Below are 24,995 nucleotides of genomic sequence, written 5' to 3'. Positions count from 1 at the left end.
GCCAACAAGCCGTACCGGGAGCCGGACTAGGCTATGTCAACGGTTTGCCCCTGCAACCCATAGAACGTCGCCACCGGCACTTTGGTTCACCGCGCGCGATGCAACGAACAGGAAATCGGACAAGCGATTGATATAAGCGATCGCCTGCGGGTTCGCCGCCGCCCCCATCGCGACCACCGACCGCTCCGCCCGCCGCACGATCGCGCGCGCGAGGTGGAGCGACGCCGCCGCACCGCCGGGCAGGACGAAGCTGGTCAGCGGCGGGACATTGGCATTCAGCACATCGATCTCCGCTTCCACGCGGGCGACCTGCGCGGGCACGATCCGCAGCACCATTTCGCTGGGACTGAAATCGTCCCCCGGCGTTGCCAGATCGGCGCCCAGATCGAACAGGTCGTTCTGGATGCGCGTCAGCGCCGCTCGTACGTCCGCGTCCGCCAGCGTGGCGATCGCGACCCCGATCGCGCTGTTCGCCTCGTCGACGTCGCCCATCGCCTGCAACCGCGCGTCGGCCTTCGACACGCGGCTGCCGTCGACCAGCCCGGTCTCGCCCATGTCCCCCGTGCGCGTGTAGATGCGGTTGAGCTTGACCAAGTCTCAGGTACGCCCGGCCGCGGCGAGCAGCAGCACGCACACCAGGATCGCTGCCGCCTGGAACATGATGCGCTGCTGCATCATCCGGTTCGACTTGAGCTGTCCCGCGGTCGGGCCCTCTCCGCCACCGCGCACTTGCGCCGACTGCTCCTGAAGAAAGGAGATGATGCCGCGGACCAGCGCGACCACCGTGGCGAGCATCGCCGCGACGAGCAGGATGACGAGAAAGGTGTTCATGCGCGCAATCTAGGTACGAAACGCGCCTTTTGGAAGCTGACCGCGCCGCAAATCGTCCGCCAGCGCGGGTCCGTCCACGCCGTCCTCGCGCAGGTTCGCCAGCGTCGGCGCGCCGTGGCGCTTCGCCAGCCGCTCACCATAGGGGCCAAGCAGCAATTCATGGTGATGATAACGCGGCGTCGGCAGGTCGAGCAGCGCCTGCAGCAGCCGGTGGATGTGCGTCGCCTCGAACAGGTCGCGCCCGCGCACCACGTCGGTGACGCCTTGCGCCGCGTCGTCGATCGTCACCGCCAGATGATAGCTTGCGGGCGCGTCCTTACGCGCCAGCACCACGTCGCCCTGCTGCTCGGGCACCGCCCGCACGCGCACGCCAGCGTCGTTCCAGTCGAGCGGCCCCGCGCGCGCTCCAGCCGCCGACACCGCCGCCGCCATGTCGAGCCGCCAGCAATGCGGCTCGTTCATCCGGTCGCGCGCATCCACGCCGCGGCACGTGCCGGGATAGACCGCAGTCGCTCCGTGCGGCGCGCTCATCGCCTCCGCAATCTCCGCGCGCGTACAGAAACACGGGTAGAGCAGACCGTCGGCGCGCAACCGCGCCAGCGCCGCCGCATATACCTCCAGCCGCTCGGACTGGAAGACGACCGGCGCATCCCACGTCAGCCCCAGCCACGCGAGATCCGCGATGATCGTCTCGGCATGCTCGGGCCGGCTGCGCGTGCCGTCGATATCCTCGATCCTCAGCAGGAACGCGCCGCCCCGGTCACGCGCCAGATCGTGCGCGCGGATCGCGGAAAAGGCATGGCCCAGATGCAGCCGCCCGGTCGGCGACGGCGCGAAGCGGGAGGTGATCATCGCGCCACCCATGTGCGCGCGCGCAGCGTCGCTCAACCCCACCGCTCAAGGGATCACGCCTGCGCGAAGAACTTCGTCCCCACCACGCCGACGATGATCAGCGCGATGAACCCCACCTGCACCATGTTGAGCTTCTCCCCGAACAGGATCACGCCGAAAATCGTGACCCCGACCGCGCCCAGCCCGGTCCACACCGCGTACGCCGTCCCCGCCGGCAGTCCGCGCATCGCCATCGCCAGCAGCCCCATGTTGACGAAACTCAGTGTCACCGGCACCGCCGACGCCGCCCAGCTCCCCTGCACCGCCGCCCATTTGAGGCTCAGCGCCCAGATGATCTCGGTCACGACCGCCACGCCCAGAATGACCCACGCCATCGGGTTTTCTCCACTCACGGGCTCGTTGCGAAGGGCACAGCCGCCGGAAACCCGAAAGAGGCGCTGCGCCGATGCCGCGCAGAGCAGCGGCGGACGGCAGTTATGATCTGGGCGCGCGATTGTCCATGATGGCCAAAGGTCGCGGATTGCGGACCATCCGCGTGACTAAACACCGCGTCGCACGTTAGGACGCGCGCATGACCGATCAACCTGACAATCTGACCCCGCCGGTCGCGCCGACGCGCCCGCACGAATTCACCACGCACGGCATCACGATCAGCGATCCCTGGGCGTGGCTCAAGGACCCGAACTACCCGCAAGTGAACGACCCCGACGTGCTCGCCTATCTCGAGGCCGAGAATGCCTATTTCGAGGCGCAGATGGCGCCGCACCAGGCGCTCACCGACCGGCTCTACGAAGAGATGAAGGCGCGCATCAAGGAGGACGACGCCTCGGTCCCGCAGAAGGACGGCGACTATCTCTACTGGGCCGCGTTCGAAACCGGCGGGCAGTATCGCAAATGGTGGCGCCGCCCGGTCGACGCACCCGCCGACGGCTCGGCCGACGAGCTTATCCTCGACGAACCCGCGCTCGCCGAGGGACACGAATATTTCCGGCTCGGCGGCTTCTCGATCTCCAACGATGCGACGAAGCTCGCCTACGCGATCGATGACAACGGTTCCGAACGCTTCACCGTCCGGGTGAAGGACCTCGCCACCGGCGAACTGCTGCCCGACGTGATCGAGGGCATGCTGTCCGACATCGTCTGGATTGCCGACGATACGGGGTTCCTCTACGGCCTCGCCAACAAGGAATGGCGCACCGACAATGCGCGCTTCCACCGGCTGGGCGACGATCCCGCCGACGACGTCGAACTCTTCCACGAGGATGACGAGGGCTACCGCGTCGCGGTCGGCGAGACGAGCGACCGGCGCTGGATCGTGATCGGCACCGGCGACCACGTCACCAGCGAGATCCGCCTGCTCCCCGCCGACGATCCCTTCGCCGAACCGATCCTCGTCGCGCCGCGCCAGACGGGCCGCGAATATGACGTCGACACGCACGGCGACACGTTGTTCATCCACACCAACGACACCGACCCGATGTGGCGGCTCGTCACCGCGCCGATCTCGGCACCCGGCACCTGGACCGAACTGATCGCGCCCTCAGCCCATTTCTACATGACCGGGGTCGAGTGTTTCGCCGACTTCTTCATCGTCGAGGGCCGCGAGGATGGGCTCGACCAGATCGCCATCCATTCCTACGACGGCGCCGAGCCGAAGCGGATCACCTTTCCCGAGGCGAGCTACGCCGCGGGCACCGGCGACAATCCCGAATACGATCAGCGCGTGATCCGGCTCGGTTACGAATCGATGGTCACGCCCGGCACCGTCTACGATTACGACGTCGCGACGGGCGAGCTCACCACCTTGAAGGTGCAGGAAATCCCCTCGCGCTACGACGCCGCGTGCTACGCAACCGAGCGGCTCCACATCACCGCGCGCGACGGGACGCAGGTGCCCGTCTCGATCGTCTACCCGCAAGGCTTCCCACGCGACGGCAGCCGCCCGTTGTTCCTCTACGCCTACGGTGCCTACGGCCACGCGATCCCGCCCGGCTTCTCGACCGGCCGCCTCTCCCTGCTCGACCGCGGTTTCGCCTACGCGATCGCGCACATCCGCGGCGGCGACGATCTCGGCCAGCAATGGTATCACGACGGCAAACTCGAGAAGCGCGAGAACACCTTCAACGATTTCGTCGATGTCGCGCGCGGGCTGATCGCGGGCCGCTGGACAAGCGAAGGACGGATCGCGGTCGCGGGTCGCTCGGCGGGCGGTGAGCTGATGGGCGCGATCGTCAACTCCGACCCCGAACTCTGGGGCGCGGTGATCGCCGACGTGCCGTTCGTCGACGTACTCAACACGATGCTCGACGACACGCTGCCGCTGACGCCGGGCGAATGGCCCGAATGGGGCAACCCGATCGAGGACAAGGCGGCGTTCGAGCTGATCCGCGGCTACAGCCCCTACGACAATGTGCGCGCGCAGGCCTATCCGCCGCTCTTCATCTCGGGTGGCTTGAACGACCCGCGCGTGACCTATTGGGAGCCCGCCAAATGGGCGGCGAAGCTGCGCGCGACCAAGACCGACGACAACGTCCTGCTGCTGAAAACCAACATGGGCGCGGGCCACGGCGGCAAGTCTGGCCGGTTCGAGAGCCTGCGCGAGGCGGCGGAAGAACACGCCTTCGTGCTGTGGCAATTGGGCGCCGAAGCCTAGCCCGATGTCGATCGAGTCGCTGGTCGCACAATACGGGCTCGCCGCCCTGTTCGCCGGTGCCGCGCTGGAGGGCGAGGCGGCGGTGATCGCGGGCGGCCTCCTCGCGCATCAGGGGCTCTTGTCGCTGCCCGGCGCGGCGGCGGCGGCGGCGGCGGGGTCGTTCCTCGCCGACCAGGGCTGGTTCGCGTTCGGGCGCCATTTCCGCGACCAGCGCTGGGTGGTGAAACTGCGCGGCACCGCCGCCTTCGCGCGCGCGCAGGAACAGCTCGAGAAGCATCCCCGCAGCTTCATCTTCGTGTTCCGCTTCCTCTACGGGCTGCGCACCGTCAGCCCGATCGCGGTCGGCACGACCAACATCTCGCAGCGGCAGTTCTTCGCGATCAACCTCATCGCCGCGATCATCTGGGCGATCGTCTTCACCGGGGTCGGCTATTTGTTCGGCGACGCGGTCGAGGAATTCGTCGGCCGCCTGCGCCACGACACGCGCCTGTGGTGGATCGTCGGCGGCGTCGTCGCGGCGGGGTTGATCGTCGCCGCGATCCACTGGTGGCGGGGACGCAGACGATGACCTTCGAACAGCAATATACCGCGCAGCCCGACGACATCGACGAACTTGGCCACGTCAACAATGCGGTCTGGGTCCGCTGGATCCAAGACTTGGCGGTCGCGCACTGGCACGCGGTCGCGCCTGCGGAACACCGCGACGCCTTTGTCTGGGTCGTGACCCGCCACGAGATCGACTATCGCGGCAACGTCGGCGTCGGCGAGCACGTCACCGGCGCTACCTGGGTCCCCGAACCGCCGCGCGGCGCCCGCTTCGACCGCCATTTTCGCTTCACCGGCGGCGATGGCCGCGTCCGGGTCGAGGGCGTGACGACCTGGGCGATGATCGACCGCGCGACCGGCCGGCTCGTCCGCATCCGCGCGGACGTCGCCGCGCCGTTCCTCGATGGGACAAAAGAGCTACCGTTGTAAGCAACGCCGTTGGTGCCGCCCCGGGCCGAAGCGTATGAACCGTTGGTGAAGGGAGGCGCTCACCAATGATCATGATGGCAATCTATATGATGCTATGGGCGCTGCTCGGGGCGTGGGTGCTGCAAGTGACCGTGGCCGCGGGCGCAACGATCTACCTCACGCTGCGCAACCGCCACGCCCGCACCCCGCTCCCCCAGCGCGAGCACAGCTGACCGACACGTCAGCGGGAGACAGCGCGCCCGCCGAGACGATCAAGACCGTCACGCCGCAATGATGAACGCTACGAAGCAAGTCCAATCATCCGGCGATGATCATACGCGAAGTGTTGCCGACCCGACGCGAACACCTCGGCGATCGCCACATGCGGATACAGATCGCGCCTCGCGCTCAAACCGTCGTGCGCGCCCCGGATCGACAGCAGCGTGATCGCTGAGTCGTATAACAAAGCGCGGTCGGCGCGCCCGCGCTCGCTCACGTCCGCCCGCGCCATACGCGCGAGCACGAGCGCGTCCGCGCCGTAGCGCGTGACGTAGCGGGAGGCGAGCGTGCGCGCCTCTCCCCGGATACGGCACGCGATATCGAGCAAATCGAACGACATAGAAGAGTGCCGACCCGTCCGCGCGCGAAGGGTTGCGGCGTTAACCACCATTAACCCTCGCCCGCGAATGCAGCGGCGCGGATCAGGCCGCCTGACGCGCGTGGAACAGCTTGCCCTCTTCCACCACCAGCACGACCCCCAGCACGGCGACGCCGATGCACAGATAGCCGATCGCCAGCGGCAGCGGCAGCGTGGTGCCGTTGTACGATTGCCCGATCAGCGATCCGACGATCACCGCGCCGACGCTGGTGATGAACCCCTGGATCGACGAGGCGGTGCCCGCGATATGCCCGACCGGCTCCATCGCCATCGCGCCGAAATTCGATCCGCACAGCCCGATGCACGTCATGCTCAGCGCCTGGAACAGCACGTACGTCCACAGCGTCTCGACCCCGCCCAGGATCACCGCGATATGCGCCGCCGACAGCGCGATCAGCCCGAGCACCGCCGCCTGCGAGATCAACCGCGTGCCCAATCGCTCGACCAGCCGGCTGTTCGCGAACGACGCCACCCCCATCGCGAACGCGCAGGCCGCGAACAGATAGGTGAAGCGGTCGCCCATGCCGAACTCCTCGACGAAGATCTGCTGCGCCGAGGATACGAACGCGATGATGCCGCCGAACGTCATCGCCGCCGCCACCGCGTAACCCGCCGAAAAACGGTTGGTCAGCGTCTCGCGATACGCGTGCGCGAGCGTCGGGAGCGACAGCGCGCGCCGCCGCTCGACCGCGAGCGACTCGGCCAGCCGCATCAGCGCCCAGGCGAGCACGAATGCGGCGAAACTCGCCAGCGCGTAGAAGATGTAGCGCCACGGCCCCAGCGTCGACAGCAGCAACTGCCCCAGCGTCGGTGCCATGATCGGCACGAGGAAGAAGATCATCTGCGCGACCGACAGCGTGCGCGCCATCTGCCGGCCGTGGAACCGGTCGCGCACGATCGCGACTGCGAGGACACGCGTCGAGGCTGACATCAACCCTTGCAGCACGCGCGCGCCGAGCAACGCGGCGAAGGTCGGCGATCCAGCCGCGAACACGCTCGCCGCGACGAACCCCGCGAGCGTCACGAGCAGCACCGGCTTGCGCCCGAAACGGTCAGCGAGCGGACCGTAGACGAGTTGCCCGACACCGAAGCCCAGCATGTACGCGGTGATGATCCATTGCCGGTGGTTCGCGGTGGCGACGCCCAGTTGCTGCCCGATATCGGCGAGCGCGGGCAGCATCAGGTCGACGCCCAGCGCGTTGACCGCCATCAGCGCCGCGACGAAGGCGACGAATTCGCCCGGGTGCATCGTCGCGCGCGGCGGCTGGCCGGCGCCGGAGGAAGTGGATGGAGAAGCGGAAGCGTCGGGCCGGGTCATCGCCCGCGCGTCTAGGCCGATGCGCCGCGCGATGCCACCGTTGTCAGCAGCACTGCCCCAATCCCCGATATCGGGCGCGAGCCGTCGACCCGGCGTGGCACGCACCGCTCAAATCTTGGTCGAATGTTTCCTTGTATTGCTGCCGGCTTTCGGGAACAGTCGCATCCGACCCGGACGCCCTTTGCTTCGGGTGCTACGGGGGACGCTCCACGTCGGCGCATGACACGTGCACGGACGTGGAGCCGTCTCCCCGCCATCTTTTATCCACCTTCGACGTGTATGGCTGCGAATCGGGGCGCATCCGCGTCCCACGGACAGCAGGTCGCCCCGCTCCGCCCTCGTCGGCGGGGCGGGGCGACTTGGTCGCTTACCTGCGCAGGCGGACCTGCCCGCTCAGCACCGGGCGCAGCACCAACGCGTTCAGGTCGATGAAGACGTGCAGCGCGATCGCCACCCACAAGCTGGCGGTCAGCAGATACGCGTAGGCGAGCAACGCGCCGACCAGCATCGTCGCGACCACCCCCGTCCACCCCTGGTAACGGTGCGCCGCGCCGAACAGCAATGTCGCCGCCGCGAAACCGATCAGCGGCGATCCCGTCACCGCCGTCGCCAGCAGCGGCACGAGCAGGCGGAAGAACAATTCCTCGCTCACCCCCGCGACCAGCGACAGCAGCACCCCCCAGCCCAGTTCACTGCGCGCGCGTGGCAGCACCGCGCCGATCCGCCCGACCTGCAGCCGTCGTCGCAGCAGCCGCGCGCCGATCGCGCCGATCGCCGCCCCGCCCAGCACCGCCGCCGCGAGCAGCATCGCGGTCTCGCCCGCCAGCGGCACCGCGCCCGTCACCTGCCGCAGTGGCGCGAACGCGCGCGGCATCGCGCGCAGCGCGTCGATCCGCCCCGCGACCGCCAGCAACAGGATCGACGTCGCACCGAACAGCACCGCGATCCGCGACGCCGCGCGCGTGAAATAGCGCGCGCGCCCGCTCGGCCAGTGCGGCGGCGGGAAGCCCACCTCGCCCCCGCGCGCGAAATGCACGAACGCGGCGAGCGCGAGTGCGAGCAGCACGGCGGCGAACAACCGCTCGATCATGCCCGCCGGCCGCGGCCGCGATCAGCCATCCGCGCGTTCACGCGACACGCGGCCGACGCATCCGGCGCCGGCCCGCGCGGCACCCGCTCACCGCACGCGCGCGTCGTCAGCGCTCCAGCCGGTGCTCGCCCTTGACCCAGCGCACCGTGCCCGACGAGGCGCGCATCACCACGCTCTCGGTCGTCATCACCTTGCCGCGGCGCTTGACGCCTGCGAGCAAAGACCCGTCGGTCACCCCGGTCGCCGCGAAAATGCAGTCGCCCTTCGCCAGATCGGTCAGGTCGTATTGCCGGTCGAGGTCGGTCACACCCCATTTCGCCGCGCGCGCGCGCTCGTCGTCGTTGCGGAACAACAGCCGCCCCTTGAACTGCCCGCCGACGCAGCGCAGCGCCGCCGCCGCCAGCACACCCTCGGGCGCGCCGCCCGACCCCATGTAGACGTCGATCGTCGTGTCGGGGTCGGTGGTCGCGATCACGCCCGCGACGTCGCCGTCGCCGATCAGCACGATGCCGCAACCGATCCCGCGCAATTCCGCGATCAGCGCCTCGTGGCGCGGACGGTCGAGCACGCATGCGATGATGTCGGCGGGCTTCACGCCCTTCGCCGCCGCGATCGCCTCGATGTTCTCGGTCGGCGTCCGGTCGAGGTCGATGACGCCGTCGGGCAGCCCGGGGCCGACCGCCAGTTTGTCCATGTACACGTCGGGCGCGTTGAGCAGCCCGCCGCCCTCCGCAATCGCCAGCACCGCAAGGCTGTTCGGCCCCGATTTCGCGCAGATCGTCGTCCCCTCCAGCGGGTCGAGCGCGATGTCGATCGCGGGACCGGTACCGCTGCCGACCTTCTCGCCGATGAACAGCATCGGCGCCTCGTCGCGCTCGCCCTCGCCGATCACCACGGTGCCGTCCATGTCGAGTTCGTTCAGCGCCGCGCGCATCGCCTCGACCGCGGCGGCATCGGCCGCCTTCTCGTCCCCGCGCCCGGTCAGCGTCGACGCGGCGATCGCCGCCGCCTCGGTCACGCGCACCATCTCGAGCACGAGCACGCGGTCGAGCACCTTGGAGGCAGCCGTCATGTATATCCCCTTACCTAATCTTTGCGCCGCGATAGGGGGCTTGCGTGACGGTGTCGAGGCACGGTGCCGCACCGATGCGGCGCATCCTTACAGCGCCCCTTACAGCACCAGCGCCGCCTTCAGCCCCAGCACCGCGACGTCGTCGGCCGCGCGGATGCCGCCGGGGTGGTGGATGTACTGGACGTTGGGCTGCAGCTCCAGCCAGTCGAGCGGGTGCAGGCTGTAGTATAGCTCGCTCGCATATTCCGCGTCGCGCACCGGCGTGCCGGGGATCAGTGTGTCGCCCCGCGCCGCGCGCCCGTTGACGTTGGTGCGCGCCACCGCGAACCCCAGCACGTCGCCCGGCAGCGCGGGGAACAGCCCCTTGTAGAATAATCCGGCCGACACCTGGTTGTCGGTCACCGAGGTCTTCCGGTCGGCCTGCGTCACGTTCAGGAACACGTTCAACCCGGCCAGCGACTTGCCATCCTTCGATTGACCGGTGACCTGCTGCTGCACCGCGACATAGACGCCGTACCGGCTCGACCGGCGCAGCGGCGAGACGCCCGTCACCACCGATGCGCCGCGGTTGCGGTCGAGCAGCACGTCGTCACCGTCCGCGGTCGAGAGCCAGCCGCCGACCTTGTACGAACCCACCGACCCGCCATCGCCGCCGCGCACCCAGCCGAGCTCGGCGGGGATCAGCACCCCCGTCGCACCGTGGAGGCGCCACAGGAAGAAATTGTCGTCGAGGTTGCGCGGGTTGACCTCGTACACCGCGCTCGCGACGTACAGGTCGCCCGGCAGATCGACGCGCACGCGTGCCCCCCATTGCCCGACCGGCCAGTTCTGCCAGTAATCGCCGTTCAGATTGCCCGGCTGCGCGCCGCAGAAGCTCAGGTTCTGGAAATGGCACGAGAAGACCGCGAAATCCTCGCCCGGGTTGGTGCGCCCGAGCTTCACCTCCACGCGCTCGCCGATCCGCTGCTCGTACCAGAATTGCGTCAGCCTGACCGTCTGCCCGCGGCCATAGACTTCCTGCACCTGTTGCAGCGTCCCCAGCCCCGCGTCCGCCCCCAGGTCGCGCCCGCGCCGCCACGTCACGGTCGCCTGGAACGCGCCGCCCTGCAATCCCGCCACTTTCTCGAGGTCGAGCAGCACGCCCGCGTCGAGCTGCCCCGTCTCGCGCCACAATTTCCGCTCACCGCCCGCGACATTATACCCGCTTTCCGAGGCGTAGCGCGCCGACAGGCCGATGCCGCCTTCGCCCAGTCGCGAGCGGATCTTCTGCCAGTCGCCGATCAGCCCGGGGGGCGGGCTGCCCTGCGTGTCGCCGATCAGCGCGGACGGCGACGTGTCGCGCACCGGGCCGACGCGGCTGCGCACGCGGTGCTGAGTGTCGGTCACCGATCCGGTCGGCGCCTGCTCGGTCACCGCATCGTCGGCGGCCTTGGGGGCGGGCACCTGCGTATTGTTGGCATCGGGCGCGGGTGCGGGCGCGCCGACGTCGACCTGCTGCGCCGCGGCGATCGCGGGCGTCGCGCACCCCAGCGACACGACCGCCACCGCCCCCACCGTCGACCACCAGTGCGCGCGCCGCTCCACTGCCCCCATCAGCTCACACCTTCGTCGCCGTCATGCGTCAAACCCCGATCAACCGTCATGTCGATCGGATCGCTTCAGTCGCGCAGCAGCTCGTTGATCCCGGTCTTCTCGCGCGTCTGCGCGTCGACGCGCTTGACGATCACCGCGCAATAAAGGTTCGGCCCCTGGCCCGTGGACGACGGTGCCGACCCCGCGACCACGACCGAATAAGGCGGCACTTTGCCGTAAAAGGTCTCGCCGGTCGCGCGGTCGATGATCCGCGTCGACTTGCCCAGATACACCCCCATCGACAGCACCGCGCCCTCGCCGACGCGAACGCCCTCCGCGACCTCGGACCGCGCGCCGATGAACGCGCCGTCGCCGATGATGACCGGATCGGCCTGCAGCGGCTCGAGCACGCCGCCGATCCCGACCCCGCCCGACAGATGGACGTTTTTGCCGATCTGCGCGCAGCTTCCCACGGTCGCCCAGGTGTCGACCATCGTGCCCTCGCCGACATAGGCGCCGATGTTGACGAAGCTCGGCATCAGGATCGCTCCCTTGCCGACATAGGCACCGCGCCTCACCACGCTGCCCGGCACTGCGCGGAAGCCGGCCGTGCGGAACTGCTCCTCGCTCCAGCCCGAGAATTTCGACGGCACCTTGTCGAACCAGTGACCCTGCCCGGGCCCGTTGTCGATCAGCGCATTGTCGTTCAGGCGGAAGCTCAGCAGCACCGCCTTCTTCAACCACTGATTGACGCGCCAGCCGTTACCGTCCGGCTCTGCAACGCGCGCGGTGCCGGCGTCGAGCAGCGCCAGCGCCTCGTTCACCGCCTCGCGCACCGCGCCGGTGGTGGTCAAACCGATCTCGGCGCGGTTGTCCCACGCGGTGTCGATGGTCTGCGCGAGATCGGTCCTCGGGTCGGTCATAGGGTCTCCGTGATCTGGTTGAGCCACTGGGTCACGTCGGTGACGCGGATGTCGACGTAGCTGCGGTCGGCGTCGTGGTCCTGCTCGCTGCCATTGTCGACCCACACCGTCGTCATGCCGATCGCCTTGGCGGGTTTCAGGTTGCGCGCCATGTCCTCGACGAACAGCGCGGTGGTCGGATCGATATCGAGCGCGGCGCAGATGCCGGCATAGGCCGCGGGCGCGGGCTTGGGCACCAGATCCATCGCGTGAATGTCGTGGACCGCCTCGAAACTCTCCCCCAGCCCCAGCCGGTCGAGCACCTTCAGCGCGTAAGGCTTGTCGCCGTTGGTGAAGACGATCTTGCGCCCCGGCAGCTTCGTGAGCGCGGCCGCCATCGGCGCGTTCGCCTCCAGCACGTCCATCTCGATATCGTGGACGTAGGAGAGGAACGCCGCCGGATCGACCTCATGCTCCGCCATCAATCCGGCAAGCGTCGTGCCATGGCCGAGGAAATAGGCCTTCTGCACGCGGTGCGCCTCGACGAGATCGAGCGACAGCAGGTCGGCGATGAACGCGGTCATCCGCCGGTCGATAAGCGCGAACAGATTGGCCGAGGCGGGATAAAGCGTGTTGTCGAGGTCGAACAACCACGTGTCGATATGGACGAGTTCGGGCGGCATCGCCGCGGCTGTAGTCTGGTTGGCCGGCAGGTCAAAGCCTGTCCCAAGCTGGGCTGTGCGCGCACCAAGCTCACCTGCCTGGCGCGACGCCGGCGGCGACCCCATCTCCTTTTCCATGACCCTATATTCGCTTCTCGATCTCGTCCCCGTCGTCGAAGGCGGCACCGTGTCGCAGTCGCTCGCGAACGCCGCCGATCTCGCGCGCCACGCCGAGACGCTCGGCTTCAACCGTTACTGGGTGGCCGAACACCACGGGATGAAGGGGATCGCCTCCGCCGCGACCGCGGTCGTGATCGCGCATGTCGCGGGCGCGACGGAGCACATCCGCGTCGGCGCGGGCGGCATCATGCTGCCCAATTCCGCGCCGCTGCAGATCGCCGAACAGTTCGGCACGCTCGACGCACTCTACCCCGGCCGCATCGATCTGGGGCTCGGGCGCGCGCCCGGCAGCGACCAACGCGTCGCGCATGCGCTGCGCCGCAACCTCGCCAGCGACGCCAATCAGTTTCCCAACGACGTGGTCGAACTTCAAAGCTATTTCGCCGACGACGGCCGCACCGGCATCTCCGCGACGCCCGGCGCGGGTGCTACCCCTGAGATGTGGATCCTCGGCTCCAGCACCTTCGGCGCGCAGCTCGCCGCGATCCTGGGGCTTCCCTACGCCTTCGCCTCGCACTTCGCTCCCGACGCGCTCGATGCCGCACTCGCGATCTACCGCCGCGATTTCCGCCCGTCGGCCCAGCTCGCGCGGCCCTATGCGATGGCCGGGTTCAACGTCTTCGCCGCCGACACCCACGACGAGGCCGAGTACCTCGCCAGTTCGCAGCAGCAGTCGTTCATCGCGCTGCGCACCGGCACGCCCGGGCTGATGAAGCCCCCGGTCGCGAACTACCGCGCCAGCCTGCCGCCCGCCCACGCCGCGATGCTCGACAACGTCCTGTCCTGCTCCGCGATCGGCACCCGCGACGAGGTCGCGCGCGGCATCGCCGCCTTCGTTCAGCGCACGCAAGTCGACGAGGTGATGCTAACCAGCGCGATCCACGATCATGACGCGCGCAAGCATTCGCTCACGCTCACCGCCGACGCGATGGCGGAGTTACGCCAAGCCGCCTGACCGACCGGGAGGGCATTGCCCTCCCGCGCCAGCGCGGTTACGCCCGCCCGCATGACGCAGGTCGGCATCATCATGGGCTCGACGTCCGACTGGGACACGATGCGGCACGCGGCCGAGACGCTCGACGCATTGGGCGTCGCGCACGAGGTCCGCGTCGTCTCCGCGCACCGCACCCCGCAGCGGCTGTACGATTACGCGACCGGCGCCGCCGACTGCGGCCTCAAGGTCGTCATCGCGGGTGCGGGCGGCGCGGCGCACCTGCCCGGCATGGCAGCGTCGATGACGCACCTCCCCGTGCTCGGCGTGCCCGTCGAATCCAAAGCGCTGAAGGGCATGGATAGCCTGATGTCGATCGTGCAGATGCCCGGCGGCATTCCCGTCGGCACACTCGCGATCGGCCGCGCGGGCGCGATCAACGCCGCGCTGCTCGCCGCCGCGATCCTCGCGCTCGCCGACGACGCGCTGTCGCTCCGTCTCCAGGCCTGGCGCGCGGCACAGACCGCGGGCGTCGCCGAGGCTCCCTGACCCTTCCGCAAACGGAACGTATCATGCCGCTCGCCCAGCTCGACCGCCCGCTCGCCCCCGGCGGCACCATCGGCATCCTGGGTGGCGGGCAGTTGGGACGCATGATCGCGGTTGCCGCCGCGCAGCTCGGCTACCGCACCCACGTCCTCGCCCCCGACCGCGAGAGCGTCGCCGCGCAGACCGCCTCCAGCCTGACGCGCGCCGATTATCACAACAAGGTCGTGCTCGCCGACTTCGCCGCGCAATGCGACGTCGTCACCTACGAGTTCGAGAACATCGCGGTCGCCCCCGTCGAGTGGTTGGCCGAGCGGGTCCCCGTCTATCCGCCCCCCAAAAGCCTCGCGGTCGCGCAGGACCGCGTGGCGGAAAAACGCTTCGTCGAGGACGTCGGTGGCCGCCCCGCACACTGGCAGGCGGTCAACTCGCGCGCGGAGCTCGACACCGCACTCGCGGCGATCGGCACGCCCGCGGTGCTCAAGACCACGCGCTTCGGCTATGACGGGAAAGGCCAGACGCGGATCAACGACGCCGCCGATGCCGACGCCGCGTGGGAGTCGATCGGCGGCCCCGCGATCCTCGAGGCGTTCGTTACCTTCACCCACGAGTTTTCGATCCTGCTCGTCCGCGGCATCGACGGCACGATCACCAGCTATCCCCCGCCGTGGAACGAGCATCGCGACGCGATCCTCCACCGCTCGAGCGTCCCCGCGCCGCCCGAGATCGCGCGGCAATGGACCGAGGCGGCGGCGCTGACGGGCCGCATCGCCGACGCGCTGGGTCACGTCGGCGTGCTCACCTGCGAATATTTCGCTGGTTCCGACGGCCCCGTCTTCAACGAGATGGCGCCGCGTGTCCACAATTCGGGCCATTGGACGATCGAAGGTGCGGAAACCTCGCAATTCGCCAACCACGTCCGCGCGATCTGCGGCCTGCCGCTCGGCGACACCGCGCTGACCGCGCCCGCAATCGTGATGGAGAATCTGATCGGCGACGAGTGGCAGCGCTGGAGCGAGCTGGTCGCCGCACCGCGCACCCATCTCCACCTCTACGGCAAGGGCGAGGCAAGGCCGGGGCGCAAGATGGGGCACGTCACCCGGCTGGAACGCTGACGGCGGGCCGGGCCGGCCCCCGGCCGCCACGCCGCTGCCTTGCTGCTGCCAAGCTTCGCCGCCAAACCGGCGCGCCGATGACGCCTGCCCCCCAACCCTGCTTACGCCCCCTGCCCGCGACGCCCGGGATGACGCGCTACGCGTTCTACGACCTCGACCGCACGATCACGCGGGCGCCGACCTGGTCCGCGTTCCTGCTCCACGCGGCGATGCGCCGCGCGCCGTGGCGGCTGGCGCTCGTCCCCGCCGCCGCGCTCGCTGCGGTGGCGCACAAGGCCGGGGTGATGAAGCGCGATCGTCTGAAGGAGGTCATGCACCGCCTGCTGATCGGCGGCGCGATCCCCGCCGATGACCTTTCGCGGATCGCCGATGCCTTTGCCGAACGACAGCTGGGCGGCAACGTCCGCGCCGGTGCGCGCGCACGCATCGCCGCCGATCGCGCCGCGGGTTACCGCGTCGTCCTCGCCACCGCCGCGCACCGCTTCTACGCCGCGCACATCGCGCGCCGGCTCGGCATCGCCGACGTGATCGCGACCGAGGCGGCGTCCGCGCCCGACGGTGCCGTCACCCACCGCCTGTCGGGCGCCAACGTCTACGGCGCGGCCAAGCTTGCCGCGATCACCGACTGGCTTGGGCATCGTAGCGAGCCGCGCGCGCGCCAGCACGTCCGCTTCTACACCGACCACGCCACCGACGCCCCCTGCCTCGCCTTCGCCGACGAAGGCTTCGCGGTCCACCCCGACCGCCGCCTGCGAACGCTGGCACGGGCGAACGGCTGGCCGATCCTTGACTGGACACATTGATGCGCGCGATCATCCTTAGCGCCGGGCGCGGCTCGCGGCTGTTGCCGCTGACCGATCTGATGCCAAAATGCCTCGTGCCCGTCGGCGGGCGCGCGATCCTCGACCATCAGCTGGGCGCTTTGGCCGAAGCGGGGGTGCGCGAGGCGGTTGTCGTCGCGGGCTATCGCCACGATCAGGTTGGCGCGCACCTCGCCACGCATCGCCCGCCGCTCGCCGTCACGTTGCGCTTCAATCCGTTCTGGGCGGTGTCGAGCAGCATCGGCAGCGTCTGGGCGGCACGCGACATGCTGGGCGACGCCTTCTGCCTCCTGAACGGCGACACGACACTGACGGGCACGATCCTCGCGCGCGCGTTGGCGCACGACGGCGAATACGACCGCGCCGGCGTCGGGCTGGTGGTCGAACCGATCGCGCGGGCCGACACCGACGACATGCTCGTCCACGTCGCGGGCGACCGCGTCACCGCGGTGTCGAAGGCGCTGCCGCCCGAGCAGGCGACGCACCGCTCGCTCGGCGTCGTCGTCGCGGGCGCGCAGAGCGGCTACCGCCCCGTGCTCGACCGCGTGATCGCGGGGCCCGAGGGTGCGGGCGACGGGATCAACGCTTATCACCACGACGTCGTCGCCGCGCTCGCACGCCAGGGCGCGGTCCACGCGATCGTCGAGGAAAGCGGCGGCTGGGTCGAGATCGACCGGCCCGAGGATGTCGAGCGCTGGAACGCGCGCGCGCGATGACCGCGGCACCCGTCGCCTTCCTGTTCCTCGGCGAGACGCTGCTGATCCCGCACCTCTTCCCCGTAGTCGAGGCGCTGGCCGACGCGCGCGCCGATCTGCCGCTCGACCTGTGGGTGTCGACCTCGACCCACGAGGATCTGCTCGCCGGCTGGACGGCGGATATGCCGCAAGTCCGCATCCGCCGTGCGCCGGGTTTCCGCCGCCTCGCCGCGACCACGCCCGGCGAGCGCCCGGTGCTGCCCCCCAAGCTGCCGATGCTGTTGCGCCTCGCGCCCCGGCTCGCACGCACCAGCATTGTCGTCTGCGCCGAACAGACCAGCCTGTGGCTGCCGCGCGCTTTCCCGTGGATGCGCACGCGCTTCGTCAAGACCTCGCACGGCGTCGGCTCGATGAGCGCGCGCGACGACCGCCGGCGCATGGCCGCTGCCTACACCCTGGTGCCGAGCGAGCAGGAACGCGCCACCTATCTCGCGCGCGGCATGGCGCCCGACCGGATCGAGGCGACCGGCTACGTCAAGGCCGCGTTCCGCCAGCGCACGCCCGCGCGCGCGCTGTTCACCGACGACCGCCCGGTGCTGCTCTACACCCCGCACTGGCAGGCGCATCGCTCGTCGTGGCCGGCTTGGGGGCCGCAGGTGGTCGAGCACCTCGCCGCGCAACGCGACTGGAACGTCATCCTCGCCCCGCATCAGCGCCTGATCGAGCGTGCGCCCGAGCTGCGCGAGACGCTCGCCCGCGTCGCGGACCTGCCGCACGTCCACGTCGATCTCGACAGTTTCGCGACCGTCGACGGCAGCTACACCGCGGCGGCCGATCTCTACCTCGGCGACACGTCTAGCCAGTTGATCGAGTTCCTCGCGCGGCCGCGCCCCGCCGTCTTTCTCAATGCGCTCGGCCGCGCCTGGGCCGACGATCCCGCTTACGCGATGTGGCGCGCGGGCGAGGTTGTCGACGATCTCGCCGACCTCATCCCCGCGATCGCGCGCGCGCCCGCGCGCCACGCCTGCTTTGCCGCGACCCAGCGCGATATCGCCGGCGCAGCACTCGGCGACGCGAGCGGCGCCGGTGCGCGCCGCGCGGCCGACGCGGTGCTGCGCGTCCTCGCCAACCCCCGACCCCGCCGCTAAAGGCCCGCCGATGCAGCCGACCGAGTCCCTTCAGCCCGCGGTGGTGCCGCTGGGCGACAATCCCGTGCTCCTCTGGGGCATGACCGGGCACGAGCGGTTGCGCCGCATCGCCGCCGCGCGCGCGCTGCCGTTCGGCGAGGGGAGCGCGAGCGACACCGTCATCCTCTCCAACCTCGCCTTTGTGTTCGATCCCGCCTGGATCGCGTGGCTTCAATCGCGCCCGGGCACCGTGCTGACGCGCCGCGGCGAGATCGTGCTCGCGCACGTCGCCGCCGCCGACCGCGCCGCGTGCGAACGCGCGATCACCGGCGATGCCGCGCTCCCGCCGCACCTCGAACAGGTCGCGACCGAGCGCGACGAAGGCATCTTCAACGAGGCATTGCGCAAGCGCGAGCGCCCCTTTGCCGAGGCGCTGGTGCCCGCCGCGGTGCCCGCGATCGAGCGCGCCAGCTACGTCGGCGCGTACAAGGGGGTGACCGACCTCCTGACCAAGTATCTCTGGCCCGAATGGGCGCTCGCGCTGACCAGACTGGCGGCGCGCGTCGGCCTGTCGCCCAACGGCGTCACCGCGATCGGCTCGGTCCTGTGCATCGTCGCCACGATCGCCTTCTGGTACGGCTGGTTCTGGACCGGGCTTCTGACCGGGCTCGTCTTCATGGTGCTCGACACCGTTGACGGAAAACTCGCGCGCTGCACGATCACCTCGTCGAAGCTCGGCAATGCGTGGGATCACGGCGTCGACCTCGTCCATCCGCCGATCTGGTGGTGGGCCTGGGCGGCGGGTTGCGCGCCTTATGGTCGCCCGCTGTCGGACCAGACCTTCTGGGCGGTGATGGCGGCGATGCTGTTCGGCTACGTCGTGCAGCGGTTGATCGAGGGCGCGTTCATCGTCCGCTTCGGGATGCACATCCACGTCTGGGAACGCTTCGACAGCCGTTTCCGATTGGTCACCGCCCGGCGTAACCCCAACATGGTGATCCTGTTCGCGGCACTGCTGGTCGCGCGGCCCGACTGGGGGATCGTCGCGGTCGCGGTGTGGACGATGCTGTCGCTCGTCGTCCACGGCGTCCGGCTGGTGCAAGCGATCTGGCGCGCGCGCGGCGGGGAGCGGCTGGCGAGCTGGCTTGCCTGAACAGCCGGCTTGCGGGGCAGCGTCGCTGACCCATATCGCACCCATGACACGACGTTTCTTCTACATCGCCGCCGCGGCCGCGTTGCTGGGCGGGTCGGCGCTCGCGCCCGAGGCAGCGGCAGCGGCGACGCCATCGTGCGCGGGTACGCCCGGCGCGGGGAAAGTCCGCCTGTCGGTCACCGCGACCGACGTCCGCAACGCGCACGGCGACATGGTCTTCACGCTCTACCCCGACGACTCGCGCCGCTTCCTTGCGAAAGGCGGCAAGCTCGCGCGCGTCCGCACGCCGGCGCAAGCACCCGCCACCGCGGCGTGCTTCTGGGTGACCCCCGGCTCCTACGCGGTCGCGACCTACCACGACGAAAACGGCGACCACGATTTCAACCGCACGTTGTTCACGATCAAGGAAGGCTTCGGCTTCTCCAACGACGCCCCCACCACCATGGGTCTGCCCAGTCTGGCACGGGTGCGCTTTCCGGTGCCGGCGAGCGGCAGCGCTATCCCCGTGCGCACCCGTTATTCGCGTTGATCTGACGGGCGATGCCAAAGCGCTGCCCTCTTGCCGCGCGCAAGGGACACAATTTCGCCGGATCGCTGGTACACGTCGATTGTTACAGTCGCGTGTGGAGCGCCGATCGAGTGAATTCCTGCTTTAAAAATACTGCCCTCGCGTTTGACGAGGCAGCGGTGCTCGCGCCGCCCCTCACCTTGCCGCGGGTCGCGGATGGTCGGGAACCGAGGGTCATTCCCTTTCCGCGGGTCACGTCCGACGGCGCGATCGACGCGTCGCGCATCGGGATCATCAGCAATCCGCGCAGCCGCCGGAACCGGCAGGGCAATCCGGTCCATCGCCGCGCCGGGGCGACGGCGGACATGCTGGTGCTCGAGCCGGGTACCAAGGACGAATTGTCCGCCGCCCTCGCCACATTCAAGGCGCGCGGCGTCGCCTTGATCGTCGTCGATGGCGGCGACGGCACCGTCCGCGACGTGCTGAGCGCCGCGCCGGCGGTCTTCGGCTCCACGCTGCCGCCCATCGCGGTCATTCCCTCGGGCAAGACCAACGCGCTCGCGCTCGACCTCGGCATCCCGTGGGACTGGTCGGCGGTCGCCGCGCAAGCCGCGCTGACTGCCGGCCGCACGACCACGCGTTCCCCGATCGAGCTGACCGGCGCCGACGGTATCACCCACCGCGGCTTCCTGTTCGGCGCCAGCGCCTTCACCCGCGCGACCGATCTTGCACAACGCACCCACGATATCGGCGCATTCGGCGGCGCCGCGGTCGGGCTGTCGGTCGCGGGCGCGCTGCTCCAGACGATGTTTGCGGGCACGAACAACGCCTGGCGCGCGGGAGAGCGTATCGGGATCACCGATCTGGACGACGGCAACACGGCCGAACACGACCTTTACCTGCTGTTCGGATCGACGTTGCGACGCATGCCGATCGGGATGCGGCCACTCGGCACCCCCGGCGATGCACTCAACATCCTGGCGATCGAGGCGCCACCACGTCTGTTGCCGCTCGCCGTTCCCGCAATCCTCGCCGGGCGAGAGGGTGGCTGGCTCGCGCGTGCGGGCTATCACCATCGCCACGACGTCAAGCCGACGCGCCTGACGCTTCCGGGCGGGTTCGTCCTCGATGGCGAACGCTATCCCGGCGGCAGTTACGATGTGCGCGCGGGCGCACCCGTCACCTTCGTCACGCCGTGAGCGCCGCAGCAGGCGCCGATGAACTGTGCGCCTTCGTCACCGCGGAACTGGCGCGCCCGGTTCCCCCCGCGATCGTCGAGGCGGCACGCCGCATCGCCGCATCGCAATCGGGTGAGGCGGTGCTGTTCTACGGCTCGGTCCTGCGCACCGCGGATATGGACGGCGTGCTCGACTTCTACGTCCTGCGCCCGCCCGGAACCGCGTCGGGCGCGAGCCGCCACATCTGGCCCGACGTCAGCTATCATGAAGTGGCGGTCGGCGGGCGTCTGATCCGGGCGAAGGTCGCCACGATGGACCGCGACACCTTCGCGCGCGCCGCGGCCGGCGACACCCGCGATACGACGATCTGGGCACGGTTCGTCCAGCCCGTGGCGCTCATCTGGACCGCGGGCGCAGACGTTCACGACGCGATTGTCCGGGCGATCGCCGACGCCGCGGTGACCGCGGCCCGCTTCGCCGCGCTGCATGGACCGGCAAACGGCCCGCCGGGCGATTACTGGCGCGCGTTGTTCCGCGCGACCTATGCCACTGAATTTCGCGTCGAGGCGGCCGGGCGCGAGGATCAGATCCTCGCATACGACCGCGCGCGCTACGACACGCTGTTGCCGCTGGCGTGGACCGCCGGCGAGATCGGATTTGTCGCGCGGGGCGACGCGCTGCACCCAACGCTCACCCCCGCGCAGCGTCAGGCGCTGTCGCGCAGGTGGGCGCGCGCGCGACGCTGGGGCAAGAAGCTGAACGTGCTGCGGCTGTTCAAGGCAGCCTTCACCTTCGACGGCGCGACCCGTTACGCGCTGTGGAAGATCGAGCGTCATACCGGATTGGCGCTGCCGCTGACCCCGTTTCGCGAGCGGCATCCGGTGCTCGCCGCGCCCGGCGTCCTCTGGCAATTGTGGCAGCATCAGGCGGTGCGATAATGCAAAGCGGTGCCGCCCTCATCCTCGCCGGCTCGCGCGGTGGTGAGGATCCGGTCGCGCGCGATGCGGGCGTGTCGGACAAGGCGCTGATCGCGCTCGGCGAGACGACGATGCTCGCGCGCGTCGTGCACGCCGTGCGCGCTGCCGGCTTCGCGAGGATCGGCGTATCCGCGAACAGTCCCGCCGTGCGCGACGAGACCGAGCGGCTGGGGGCAACGCCGCTCGATGCCGCCGCGGGGCCGAGTGCCAGCGCCGGTGACGCGCTGCGCCTGCTCGGCACCCCGCTGCTGGTCACGACGGGCGATCACGCGCTGCTCGACCCCGCCTGGATCCGCGATTTCGTCGCGCGCGTGCCCGCGGAGGCGGATGTCGCGGTGCTGCTCGCGCGGCGCGATGCGGTCGAAGCCGCGGCACCGGGATCCCGCCGCACCTATCTGCGCTTCGCCGACGGAGAGTGGTCGGGGTGCAACCTGTTCTATCTCGCGACGCCGCGCGCCGAACGCGTGATCGCGCTGTGGCAGCAGGTCGAGCGTGATCGCAAGCGACCGTGGCGAATCGTCCGCCGGCTCGGCCCCGGTTTGCTGCTGCGCTATCTGCTCGGCCGGCTGCCGCTATCGTCGGCGATCGCGCACCTCGGACAACGCGCCGGCGTCAACGCGGTGGTGATCGCCGCGACCGACGGGCTCGCCGCGGTTGACGTCGACAAGCCCGCCGATCTCGATTTCGTGCGCGCGCACCTCGATCAGGCGCGCGCGACCGCGCGGACGTAACGCCACACCAGCAGGACCATCAGCATCGCACTGACCAGTGACGCACCGAACACGCCGATGCTCGCCCCCGCCGCGCCGATCCGCGGCAACAGCACGATCATCAGCGTGAATTGCACCGCGACGCCGATCGCACGCGCGCTCATCGCCGAGGCAGAGCGATCACCGGCGAGGAGCACCGGCTCGAACCCGACGACCGCCAGATCGATCGAACCCGCCGCCGCGAGCCACAGCAGCAGCGGATATGCGTCGGCGTACGCCGCATTGCCGCCGACCGCGACCAGCACCGGCCGTCCGATCAGCGCGACCAGCACGAGGATGACGAGCGCGCCGCCCGCACTCGCCACGAACATTCGGCGCAGCGCCCGCCCCAGCTCGCGCGGTGCCACGTCGCGGATCGTGCGCACCACCTCGGGAAAGGCAGCGCGCGAGATCAGCTGCGACAGCTTGGTGAGTGCCTGCGCGAGTTGCAGCGCCAGCCGGAACGCGCCCGCCGCCGCCGGGCCACCGAACGCCCCCACGAACATCAACGGGATCTGCTTGGTCGCGAGCCCGAGCGATGACACCACGTTGCTGCTGACCAGAAAGCGCAAAAGTCGCGGGTTTTCACGAAACAGCTCACGCCAGTTCGTGCGGGCGCGCCGCGCGAGCGCCAGATCGCCGCTGCGTCCCAGCGTGATCCAGTAGGTCGCAGCCGTGGCGAGTTCGGCCGCGGTCCATGCCCATAGAAATGCGTGCAAGGTCGGCATGAACGCGACCGCGGCGATCGCACCGACGAACCGGATCGCGGGCGTGACGCTGTCGGCCGCCGCCGCGGCGCGAAAGCGATCGGTCAGCCGCAGCACGCCCAAAGCCGCGGAGCGGATCGACAGAAGCTGCGCGGCGGTGAAGATGATCGTGTCGCGCAGCAATGGCGCGGTGATCCCCAGCCGTTCGCGCCAGACGAGGAGGATCAGCGCCGCCAGCCCCAGTCCGACGGCGGCGCTCGCGACGTCGAGCCATATGCAGGCCCGATACAACCGCCCGAGCGCCGCCTCGTCACCCCGCGCCCGGTGATCGATCCCGAAACGGACCACGACCTGCCACGTCTGGAATCCGACCAGCGTCGCGAGCGCCTGCGCCGCGCCCGTGACGAGTGCGAAGCGGCCGAAATCGGCGAGCCCCAGCGTGCGTGTCGCGATCCCCAGATACAGCAGCGACAACACCGCCAGCACGCCCCGGCTGGCGAGCAACCAGCCGAGATTGGCGAGCACCGCGCGAACGCCGCCCGCGCGTGGAGAGGGATGAGACGACCGATCCGTCATCGCGCCCGCCTAGATAGCGGCGTGATCAGCGGCAAGCCCGCGACGGGATGGCGGGTCGGTGCCGCGGCACCCTGATCACCGAATATGTGAAGCGGATCGACAGCCGGCAGGCGCAACCACGGCCCCGCCTCGTGGTCAAATCACCGCGATCGCGTCGGCCGCGCGGTAGGCATCGATCGTGTCAGGATCTGGCTGGGGCGGCAGGATTCGAACCTACGAATGCCGGTACCAAAAACCGGTGCCTTACCGCTTGGCGACGCCCCAGCAGAGCGCGGGCTTATAGCGACTCTTGCGCGCCGCTCAACCGTTGTGATGACTGCGATAAGCACCCCGGCCCGAATGTTCCGGGCGGCGCCTTCTGCAGCGGCGACGTGTCGCCTTTCGGCCTGCGTCGTCTGGCGTTAGGATACCATCGCGGCGTCGAAATCAGGAAGGACCGAGAGCGCCCGGCGCTCCCGGTCCTTGGCAATCATCGGCGGTCGGGTGCACGAAGATTGGTCGGGGCGGCTGCTGCAGCACCCGGCGGCGGCGGCGGGGGTGCGCCGGCACCCGGCGGGGGCGCGGGCAGGTCGGCACCCTGGGCCCGCGATCCCGCAGCAGCGGGCGGCGGCGGGGGCGGAGGAACCGCGCCGCCTGCCGCAGGCGGCGGCGGGGCGCCCGCACCCGGCGGCGGCGGCGGAGGGGCACCGGCGCCCGGCGGCGGGGGCGGCGGGGCACCTGGACCATGAGGCGGCGGGGGCGGGGGCGGCGCACCGACTTCCTGAACGTTACCCGCCGAATTCACGAGATAGCGGGCGCGGAGCTGACCTTGATCATATCGTCCCTGGACCAGGAGGGGGCTGCCGACGGTGACCGCGCCCTGCCCCTCGCGGCCGGCGTCGACCAGCGTGCGGCCGCTGTTGTCCTGCACCACGAAGCGGTTGCCATAGACCTCCGCCACGCGGCCCTTCACGGTCACGACGCCGCTCGATTGCGGCAGCCGCGCGATCGCGGTCGGCACCGTCGGCGCCATCTCGACCGTGGGGCGCGTGAGCGACACCGCGCCCGCTCCACCCGCGACACCGATACCGAGCAACGCGGCCCCGGCGAGCCCGATCTTCTGTCCGCGGCTGATCCGCGGCGTCGTCATACGAGGCATGATTTCCTTCTCCGTTGCAATGAACGAATCACC

At 69.8% G+C, this 24,995-nt stretch carries 28 protein-coding genes and 1 tRNA gene; 15 read left to right on the top strand and 14 right to left on the bottom strand.

Annotated elements, in window-relative coordinates:
- Positions 1 to 36: 36 nt before the first annotated feature.
- The 4 genes from KZ810_RS15540 to KZ810_RS15525 are packed head-to-tail and all read right to left on the bottom strand — an operon-like array spanning position 37 to position 2,057.
- The gene (locus tag KZ810_RS15540) at positions 37 to 594 is read right to left on the bottom strand and encodes a cob(I)yrinic acid a,c-diamide adenosyltransferase (protein ID WP_219770035.1); all 558 of its coding nucleotides are present in this window, start codon (positions 592 to 594) and stop codon (positions 37 to 39) included.
- A gap of 3 nt (positions 595 to 597) precedes the next feature.
- A complete protein-coding gene (locus tag KZ810_RS15535; protein WP_174193926.1) occupies positions 598 to 831 on the bottom strand; it encodes a twin transmembrane helix small protein in 234 nt (77 codons plus the stop codon).
- 9 nt (positions 832 to 840) lie between these two features.
- Positions 841 to 1,683: a tRNA glutamyl-Q(34) synthetase GluQRS gene (gene gluQRS, locus KZ810_RS15530; protein ID WP_258045007.1), complete on the bottom strand. Its 843-nt coding sequence runs from the start codon at positions 1,681 to 1,683 to the stop codon at positions 841 to 843.
- Positions 1,684 to 1,736: 53 nt separating this feature from the next.
- The gene (locus KZ810_RS15525; protein ID WP_219770034.1) at positions 1,737 to 2,057 is read right to left on the bottom strand and encodes a DMT family transporter; all 321 of its coding nucleotides are present in this window, start codon (positions 2,055 to 2,057) and stop codon (positions 1,737 to 1,739) included.
- A 197-nt stretch (positions 2,058 to 2,254) separates the two neighbouring features.
- Here KZ810_RS15525 and KZ810_RS15520 point away from each other — a divergent pair, with 197 nt between their 5' ends.
- From KZ810_RS15520 to KZ810_RS15505, 4 genes are all read left to right on the top strand, one after another.
- Positions 2,255 to 4,336, top strand: coding sequence for a S9 family peptidase (locus KZ810_RS15520; RefSeq protein ID WP_219770033.1), 2,082 nt, complete (start codon positions 2,255 to 2,257; stop codon positions 4,334 to 4,336).
- A 4-nt stretch (positions 4,337 to 4,340) separates the two neighbouring features.
- Positions 4,341 to 4,904 (top strand): DedA family protein, encoded by a 564-nt coding sequence (locus KZ810_RS15515; protein ID WP_219770032.1) that lies wholly within the window; start codon positions 4,341 to 4,343, stop codon positions 4,902 to 4,904.
- The gene (locus KZ810_RS15510) at positions 4,901 to 5,311 is read left to right on the top strand and encodes an acyl-CoA thioesterase (protein ID WP_219770031.1); all 411 of its coding nucleotides are present in this window, start codon (positions 4,901 to 4,903) and stop codon (positions 5,309 to 5,311) included. The genes KZ810_RS15515 and KZ810_RS15510 overlap by 4 nt, the downstream gene beginning before the upstream one ends.
- 65 nt (positions 5,312 to 5,376) lie before the next feature.
- Positions 5,377 to 5,523 carry a hypothetical protein gene (locus KZ810_RS15505; RefSeq protein ID WP_219770030.1) on the top strand — a complete coding sequence of 49 codons (147 nt, stop codon included), beginning with the start codon at positions 5,377 to 5,379 and terminating at the stop codon, positions 5,521 to 5,523.
- A 68-nt stretch (positions 5,524 to 5,591) separates the two neighbouring features.
- Here the strand turns inward: KZ810_RS15505 and KZ810_RS15500 are convergent, their stop codons facing one another.
- From KZ810_RS15500 to KZ810_RS15470, 7 genes are all read right to left on the bottom strand, one after another.
- On the bottom strand, positions 5,592 to 5,897 hold the full coding sequence (locus KZ810_RS15500) for a hypothetical protein (RefSeq protein WP_219770029.1): 306 nt from the start codon (positions 5,895 to 5,897) through the stop codon (positions 5,592 to 5,594).
- A 94-nt stretch (positions 5,898 to 5,991) separates the two neighbouring features.
- Complete coding sequence (locus KZ810_RS15495; RefSeq protein WP_219770134.1) at positions 5,992 to 7,197, bottom strand: multidrug effflux MFS transporter; 1,206 nt, start codon at positions 7,195 to 7,197, stop codon at positions 5,992 to 5,994.
- A 436-nt stretch (positions 7,198 to 7,633) separates the two neighbouring features.
- Entirely contained in the window at positions 7,634 to 8,356 is a 723-nt protein-coding gene (locus KZ810_RS15490) for a CPBP family intramembrane glutamic endopeptidase (protein WP_219770028.1), read from the bottom strand.
- A 106-nt stretch (positions 8,357 to 8,462) separates the two neighbouring features.
- Entirely contained in the window at positions 8,463 to 9,428 is a 966-nt protein-coding gene (glpX, locus tag KZ810_RS15485) for a class II fructose-bisphosphatase (protein ID WP_219770027.1), read from the bottom strand.
- A gap of 99 nt (positions 9,429 to 9,527) precedes the next feature.
- Positions 9,528 to 11,021, bottom strand: a complete 1,494-nt coding sequence (locus KZ810_RS15480) for a carbohydrate porin (protein WP_219770026.1) — start codon at positions 11,019 to 11,021, stop codon at positions 9,528 to 9,530.
- Between the two features lie 65 nt (positions 11,022 to 11,086).
- Positions 11,087 to 11,923 carry a 2,3,4,5-tetrahydropyridine-2,6-dicarboxylate N-succinyltransferase gene (gene dapD / locus KZ810_RS15475; protein WP_219770025.1) on the bottom strand — a complete coding sequence of 279 codons (837 nt, stop codon included), beginning with the start codon at positions 11,921 to 11,923 and terminating at the stop codon, positions 11,087 to 11,089.
- On the bottom strand, positions 11,920 to 12,585 hold the full coding sequence (locus KZ810_RS15470) for a pyrimidine 5'-nucleotidase (RefSeq protein ID WP_219770133.1): 666 nt from the start codon (positions 12,583 to 12,585) through the stop codon (positions 11,920 to 11,922). The genes dapD and KZ810_RS15470 overlap by 4 nt, the downstream gene beginning before the upstream one ends.
- Before the next feature lie 115 nt (positions 12,586 to 12,700).
- Between KZ810_RS15470 and KZ810_RS15465 the strand changes: the two genes are divergently transcribed.
- The 11 genes from KZ810_RS15465 (at position 12,701) to KZ810_RS15415 (ending at position 22,523) form a co-directional block, all read left to right on the top strand.
- Positions 12,701 to 13,699, top strand: coding sequence for an LLM class flavin-dependent oxidoreductase (locus tag KZ810_RS15465; protein ID WP_219770024.1), 999 nt, complete (start codon positions 12,701 to 12,703; stop codon positions 13,697 to 13,699).
- Between the two features lie 51 nt (positions 13,700 to 13,750).
- Positions 13,751 to 14,224, top strand: coding sequence for a 5-(carboxyamino)imidazole ribonucleotide mutase (gene purE / locus KZ810_RS15460; protein WP_219770023.1), 474 nt, complete (start codon positions 13,751 to 13,753; stop codon positions 14,222 to 14,224).
- Between the two features lie 23 nt (positions 14,225 to 14,247).
- On the top strand, positions 14,248 to 15,333 hold the full coding sequence (locus tag KZ810_RS15455) for a 5-(carboxyamino)imidazole ribonucleotide synthase (RefSeq protein ID WP_219770022.1): 1,086 nt from the start codon (positions 14,248 to 14,250) through the stop codon (positions 15,331 to 15,333).
- A 128-nt stretch (positions 15,334 to 15,461) separates the two neighbouring features.
- A complete protein-coding gene (locus tag KZ810_RS15450) occupies positions 15,462 to 16,136 on the top strand; it encodes an HAD family hydrolase (protein WP_219770021.1) in 675 nt (224 codons plus the stop codon).
- Entirely contained in the window at positions 16,136 to 16,870 is a 735-nt protein-coding gene (locus KZ810_RS15445) for a phosphocholine cytidylyltransferase family protein (RefSeq protein WP_219770020.1), read from the top strand. The genes KZ810_RS15450 and KZ810_RS15445 overlap by 1 nt, the downstream gene beginning before the upstream one ends.
- Complete coding sequence (locus KZ810_RS15440; RefSeq protein ID WP_219770019.1) at positions 16,867 to 17,997, top strand: CDP-glycerol glycerophosphotransferase family protein; 1,131 nt, start codon at positions 16,867 to 16,869, stop codon at positions 17,995 to 17,997. The genes KZ810_RS15445 and KZ810_RS15440 overlap by 4 nt, the downstream gene beginning before the upstream one ends.
- A 10-nt stretch (positions 17,998 to 18,007) precedes the next feature.
- A complete protein-coding gene (locus tag KZ810_RS15435; RefSeq protein WP_219770018.1) occupies positions 18,008 to 19,129 on the top strand; it encodes a CDP-alcohol phosphatidyltransferase family protein in 1,122 nt (373 codons plus the stop codon).
- 43 nt (positions 19,130 to 19,172) lie between these two features.
- Positions 19,173 to 19,658 carry a DUF2141 domain-containing protein gene (locus KZ810_RS15430; protein ID WP_219770017.1) on the top strand — a complete coding sequence of 162 codons (486 nt, stop codon included), beginning with the start codon at positions 19,173 to 19,175 and terminating at the stop codon, positions 19,656 to 19,658.
- A 158-nt stretch (positions 19,659 to 19,816) separates the two neighbouring features.
- The gene (locus KZ810_RS15425; RefSeq protein ID WP_219770016.1) at positions 19,817 to 20,836 is read left to right on the top strand and encodes a diacylglycerol/lipid kinase family protein; all 1,020 of its coding nucleotides are present in this window, start codon (positions 19,817 to 19,819) and stop codon (positions 20,834 to 20,836) included.
- The gene (locus KZ810_RS15420; protein ID WP_219770015.1) at positions 20,833 to 21,753 is read left to right on the top strand and encodes a hypothetical protein; all 921 of its coding nucleotides are present in this window, start codon (positions 20,833 to 20,835) and stop codon (positions 21,751 to 21,753) included. Before KZ810_RS15425 ends, KZ810_RS15420 begins: the two co-directional genes overlap by 4 nt.
- Complete coding sequence (locus KZ810_RS15415) at positions 21,753 to 22,523, top strand: NTP transferase domain-containing protein (RefSeq protein WP_219770014.1); 771 nt, start codon at positions 21,753 to 21,755, stop codon at positions 22,521 to 22,523. The genes KZ810_RS15420 and KZ810_RS15415 overlap by 1 nt, the downstream gene beginning before the upstream one ends.
- Here KZ810_RS15415 and KZ810_RS15410 read toward each other — a convergent pair.
- The 3 genes from KZ810_RS15410 to KZ810_RS15400 all read right to left on the bottom strand — a co-directional run bounded on the left by KZ810_RS15410 (position 22,496) and on the right by KZ810_RS15400 (position 24,962).
- Positions 22,496 to 23,824, bottom strand: a complete 1,329-nt coding sequence (locus KZ810_RS15410; protein WP_219770013.1) for a lipopolysaccharide biosynthesis protein — start codon at positions 23,822 to 23,824, stop codon at positions 22,496 to 22,498. The genes KZ810_RS15415 and KZ810_RS15410 overlap by 28 nt on opposite strands.
- Positions 23,825 to 24,013: 189 nt before the next feature.
- Positions 24,014 to 24,088, bottom strand: a tRNA-Gln gene (locus tag KZ810_RS15405).
- Between the two features lie 205 nt (positions 24,089 to 24,293).
- Positions 24,294 to 24,962, bottom strand: a complete 669-nt coding sequence (locus KZ810_RS15400) for a hypothetical protein (protein WP_219770012.1) — start codon at positions 24,960 to 24,962, stop codon at positions 24,294 to 24,296.
- Positions 24,963 to 24,995: the final 33 nt, after the last annotated feature.

It is taken from the genome of Sphingomonas citricola, from assembly GCF_019429535.1.
Lineage (GTDB): Bacteria > Pseudomonadota > Alphaproteobacteria > Sphingomonadales > Sphingomonadaceae > Sphingomonas > Sphingomonas citricola.
Note: the sequence above shows the minus strand (reverse complement) of the source record. Positions and strands in the feature narration are given on the sequence as shown.

What these genes read in the sequence shown, in the direction of transcription:
- KZ810_RS15455 (WP_219770022.1), top strand. Translation starts at nt 14,248, where the DNA reads ATGCCGCTCGCCCAGCTCGACCGCCCGCTCGCCCCCGGCGGCACCATC.
- KZ810_RS15440 (WP_219770019.1), top strand. Translation starts at nt 16,867, where the DNA reads ATGACCGCGGCACCCGTCGCCTTCCTGTTCCTCGGCGAGACGCTGCTG.
- dapD (WP_219770025.1), bottom strand. Translation starts at nt 11,923, where the DNA reads ATGACCGACCCGAGGACCGATCTCGCGCAGACCATCGACACCGCGTGG.
- KZ810_RS15400 (WP_219770012.1), bottom strand. Translation starts at nt 24,962, where the DNA reads ATGCCTCGTATGACGACGCCGCGGATCAGCCGCGGACAGAAGATCGGG.
- KZ810_RS15520 (WP_219770033.1), top strand. Translation starts at nt 2,255, where the DNA reads ATGACCGATCAACCTGACAATCTGACCCCGCCGGTCGCGCCGACGCGC.
- KZ810_RS15525 (WP_219770034.1), bottom strand. Translation starts at nt 2,057, where the DNA reads ATGGCGTGGGTCATTCTGGGCGTGGCGGTCGTGACCGAGATCATCTGG.
- KZ810_RS15505 (WP_219770030.1), top strand. Translation starts at nt 5,377, where the DNA reads ATGATCATGATGGCAATCTATATGATGCTATGGGCGCTGCTCGGGGCG.
- KZ810_RS15515 (WP_219770032.1), top strand. Translation starts at nt 4,341, where the DNA reads ATGTCGATCGAGTCGCTGGTCGCACAATACGGGCTCGCCGCCCTGTTC.
- KZ810_RS15410 (WP_219770013.1), bottom strand. Translation starts at nt 23,824, where the DNA reads ATGACGGATCGGTCGTCTCATCCCTCTCCACGCGCGGGCGGCGTTCGC.
- purE (WP_219770023.1), top strand. Translation starts at nt 13,751, where the DNA reads ATGACGCAGGTCGGCATCATCATGGGCTCGACGTCCGACTGGGACACG.
- KZ810_RS15495 (WP_219770134.1), bottom strand. Translation starts at nt 7,197, where the DNA reads ATGCACCCGGGCGAATTCGTCGCCTTCGTCGCGGCGCTGATGGCGGTC.
- KZ810_RS15415 (WP_219770014.1), top strand. Translation starts at nt 21,753, where the DNA reads ATGCAAAGCGGTGCCGCCCTCATCCTCGCCGGCTCGCGCGGTGGTGAG.
- KZ810_RS15470 (WP_219770133.1), bottom strand. Translation starts at nt 12,585, where the DNA reads ATGCCGCCCGAACTCGTCCATATCGACACGTGGTTGTTCGACCTCGAC.
- KZ810_RS15465 (WP_219770024.1), top strand. Translation starts at nt 12,701, where the DNA reads ATGACCCTATATTCGCTTCTCGATCTCGTCCCCGTCGTCGAAGGCGGC.
- KZ810_RS15445 (WP_219770020.1), top strand. Translation starts at nt 16,136, where the DNA reads ATGCGCGCGATCATCCTTAGCGCCGGGCGCGGCTCGCGGCTGTTGCCG.
- KZ810_RS15490 (WP_219770028.1), bottom strand. Translation starts at nt 8,356, where the DNA reads ATGATCGAGCGGTTGTTCGCCGCCGTGCTGCTCGCACTCGCGCTCGCC.
- KZ810_RS15510 (WP_219770031.1), top strand. Translation starts at nt 4,901, where the DNA reads ATGACCTTCGAACAGCAATATACCGCGCAGCCCGACGACATCGACGAA.
- gluQRS (WP_258045007.1), bottom strand. Translation starts at nt 1,683, where the DNA reads ATGATCACCTCCCGCTTCGCGCCGTCGCCGACCGGGCGGCTGCATCTG.
- KZ810_RS15480 (WP_219770026.1), bottom strand. Translation starts at nt 11,021, where the DNA reads ATGGGGGCAGTGGAGCGGCGCGCGCACTGGTGGTCGACGGTGGGGGCG.
- KZ810_RS15435 (WP_219770018.1), top strand. Translation starts at nt 18,008, where the DNA reads ATGCAGCCGACCGAGTCCCTTCAGCCCGCGGTGGTGCCGCTGGGCGAC.
- KZ810_RS15430 (WP_219770017.1), top strand. Translation starts at nt 19,173, where the DNA reads ATGACACGACGTTTCTTCTACATCGCCGCCGCGGCCGCGTTGCTGGGC.
- KZ810_RS15450 (WP_219770021.1), top strand. Translation starts at nt 15,462, where the DNA reads ATGACGCGCTACGCGTTCTACGACCTCGACCGCACGATCACGCGGGCG.
- glpX (WP_219770027.1), bottom strand. Translation starts at nt 9,428, where the DNA reads ATGACGGCTGCCTCCAAGGTGCTCGACCGCGTGCTCGTGCTCGAGATG.
- KZ810_RS15535 (WP_174193926.1), bottom strand. Translation starts at nt 831, where the DNA reads ATGAACACCTTTCTCGTCATCCTGCTCGTCGCGGCGATGCTCGCCACG.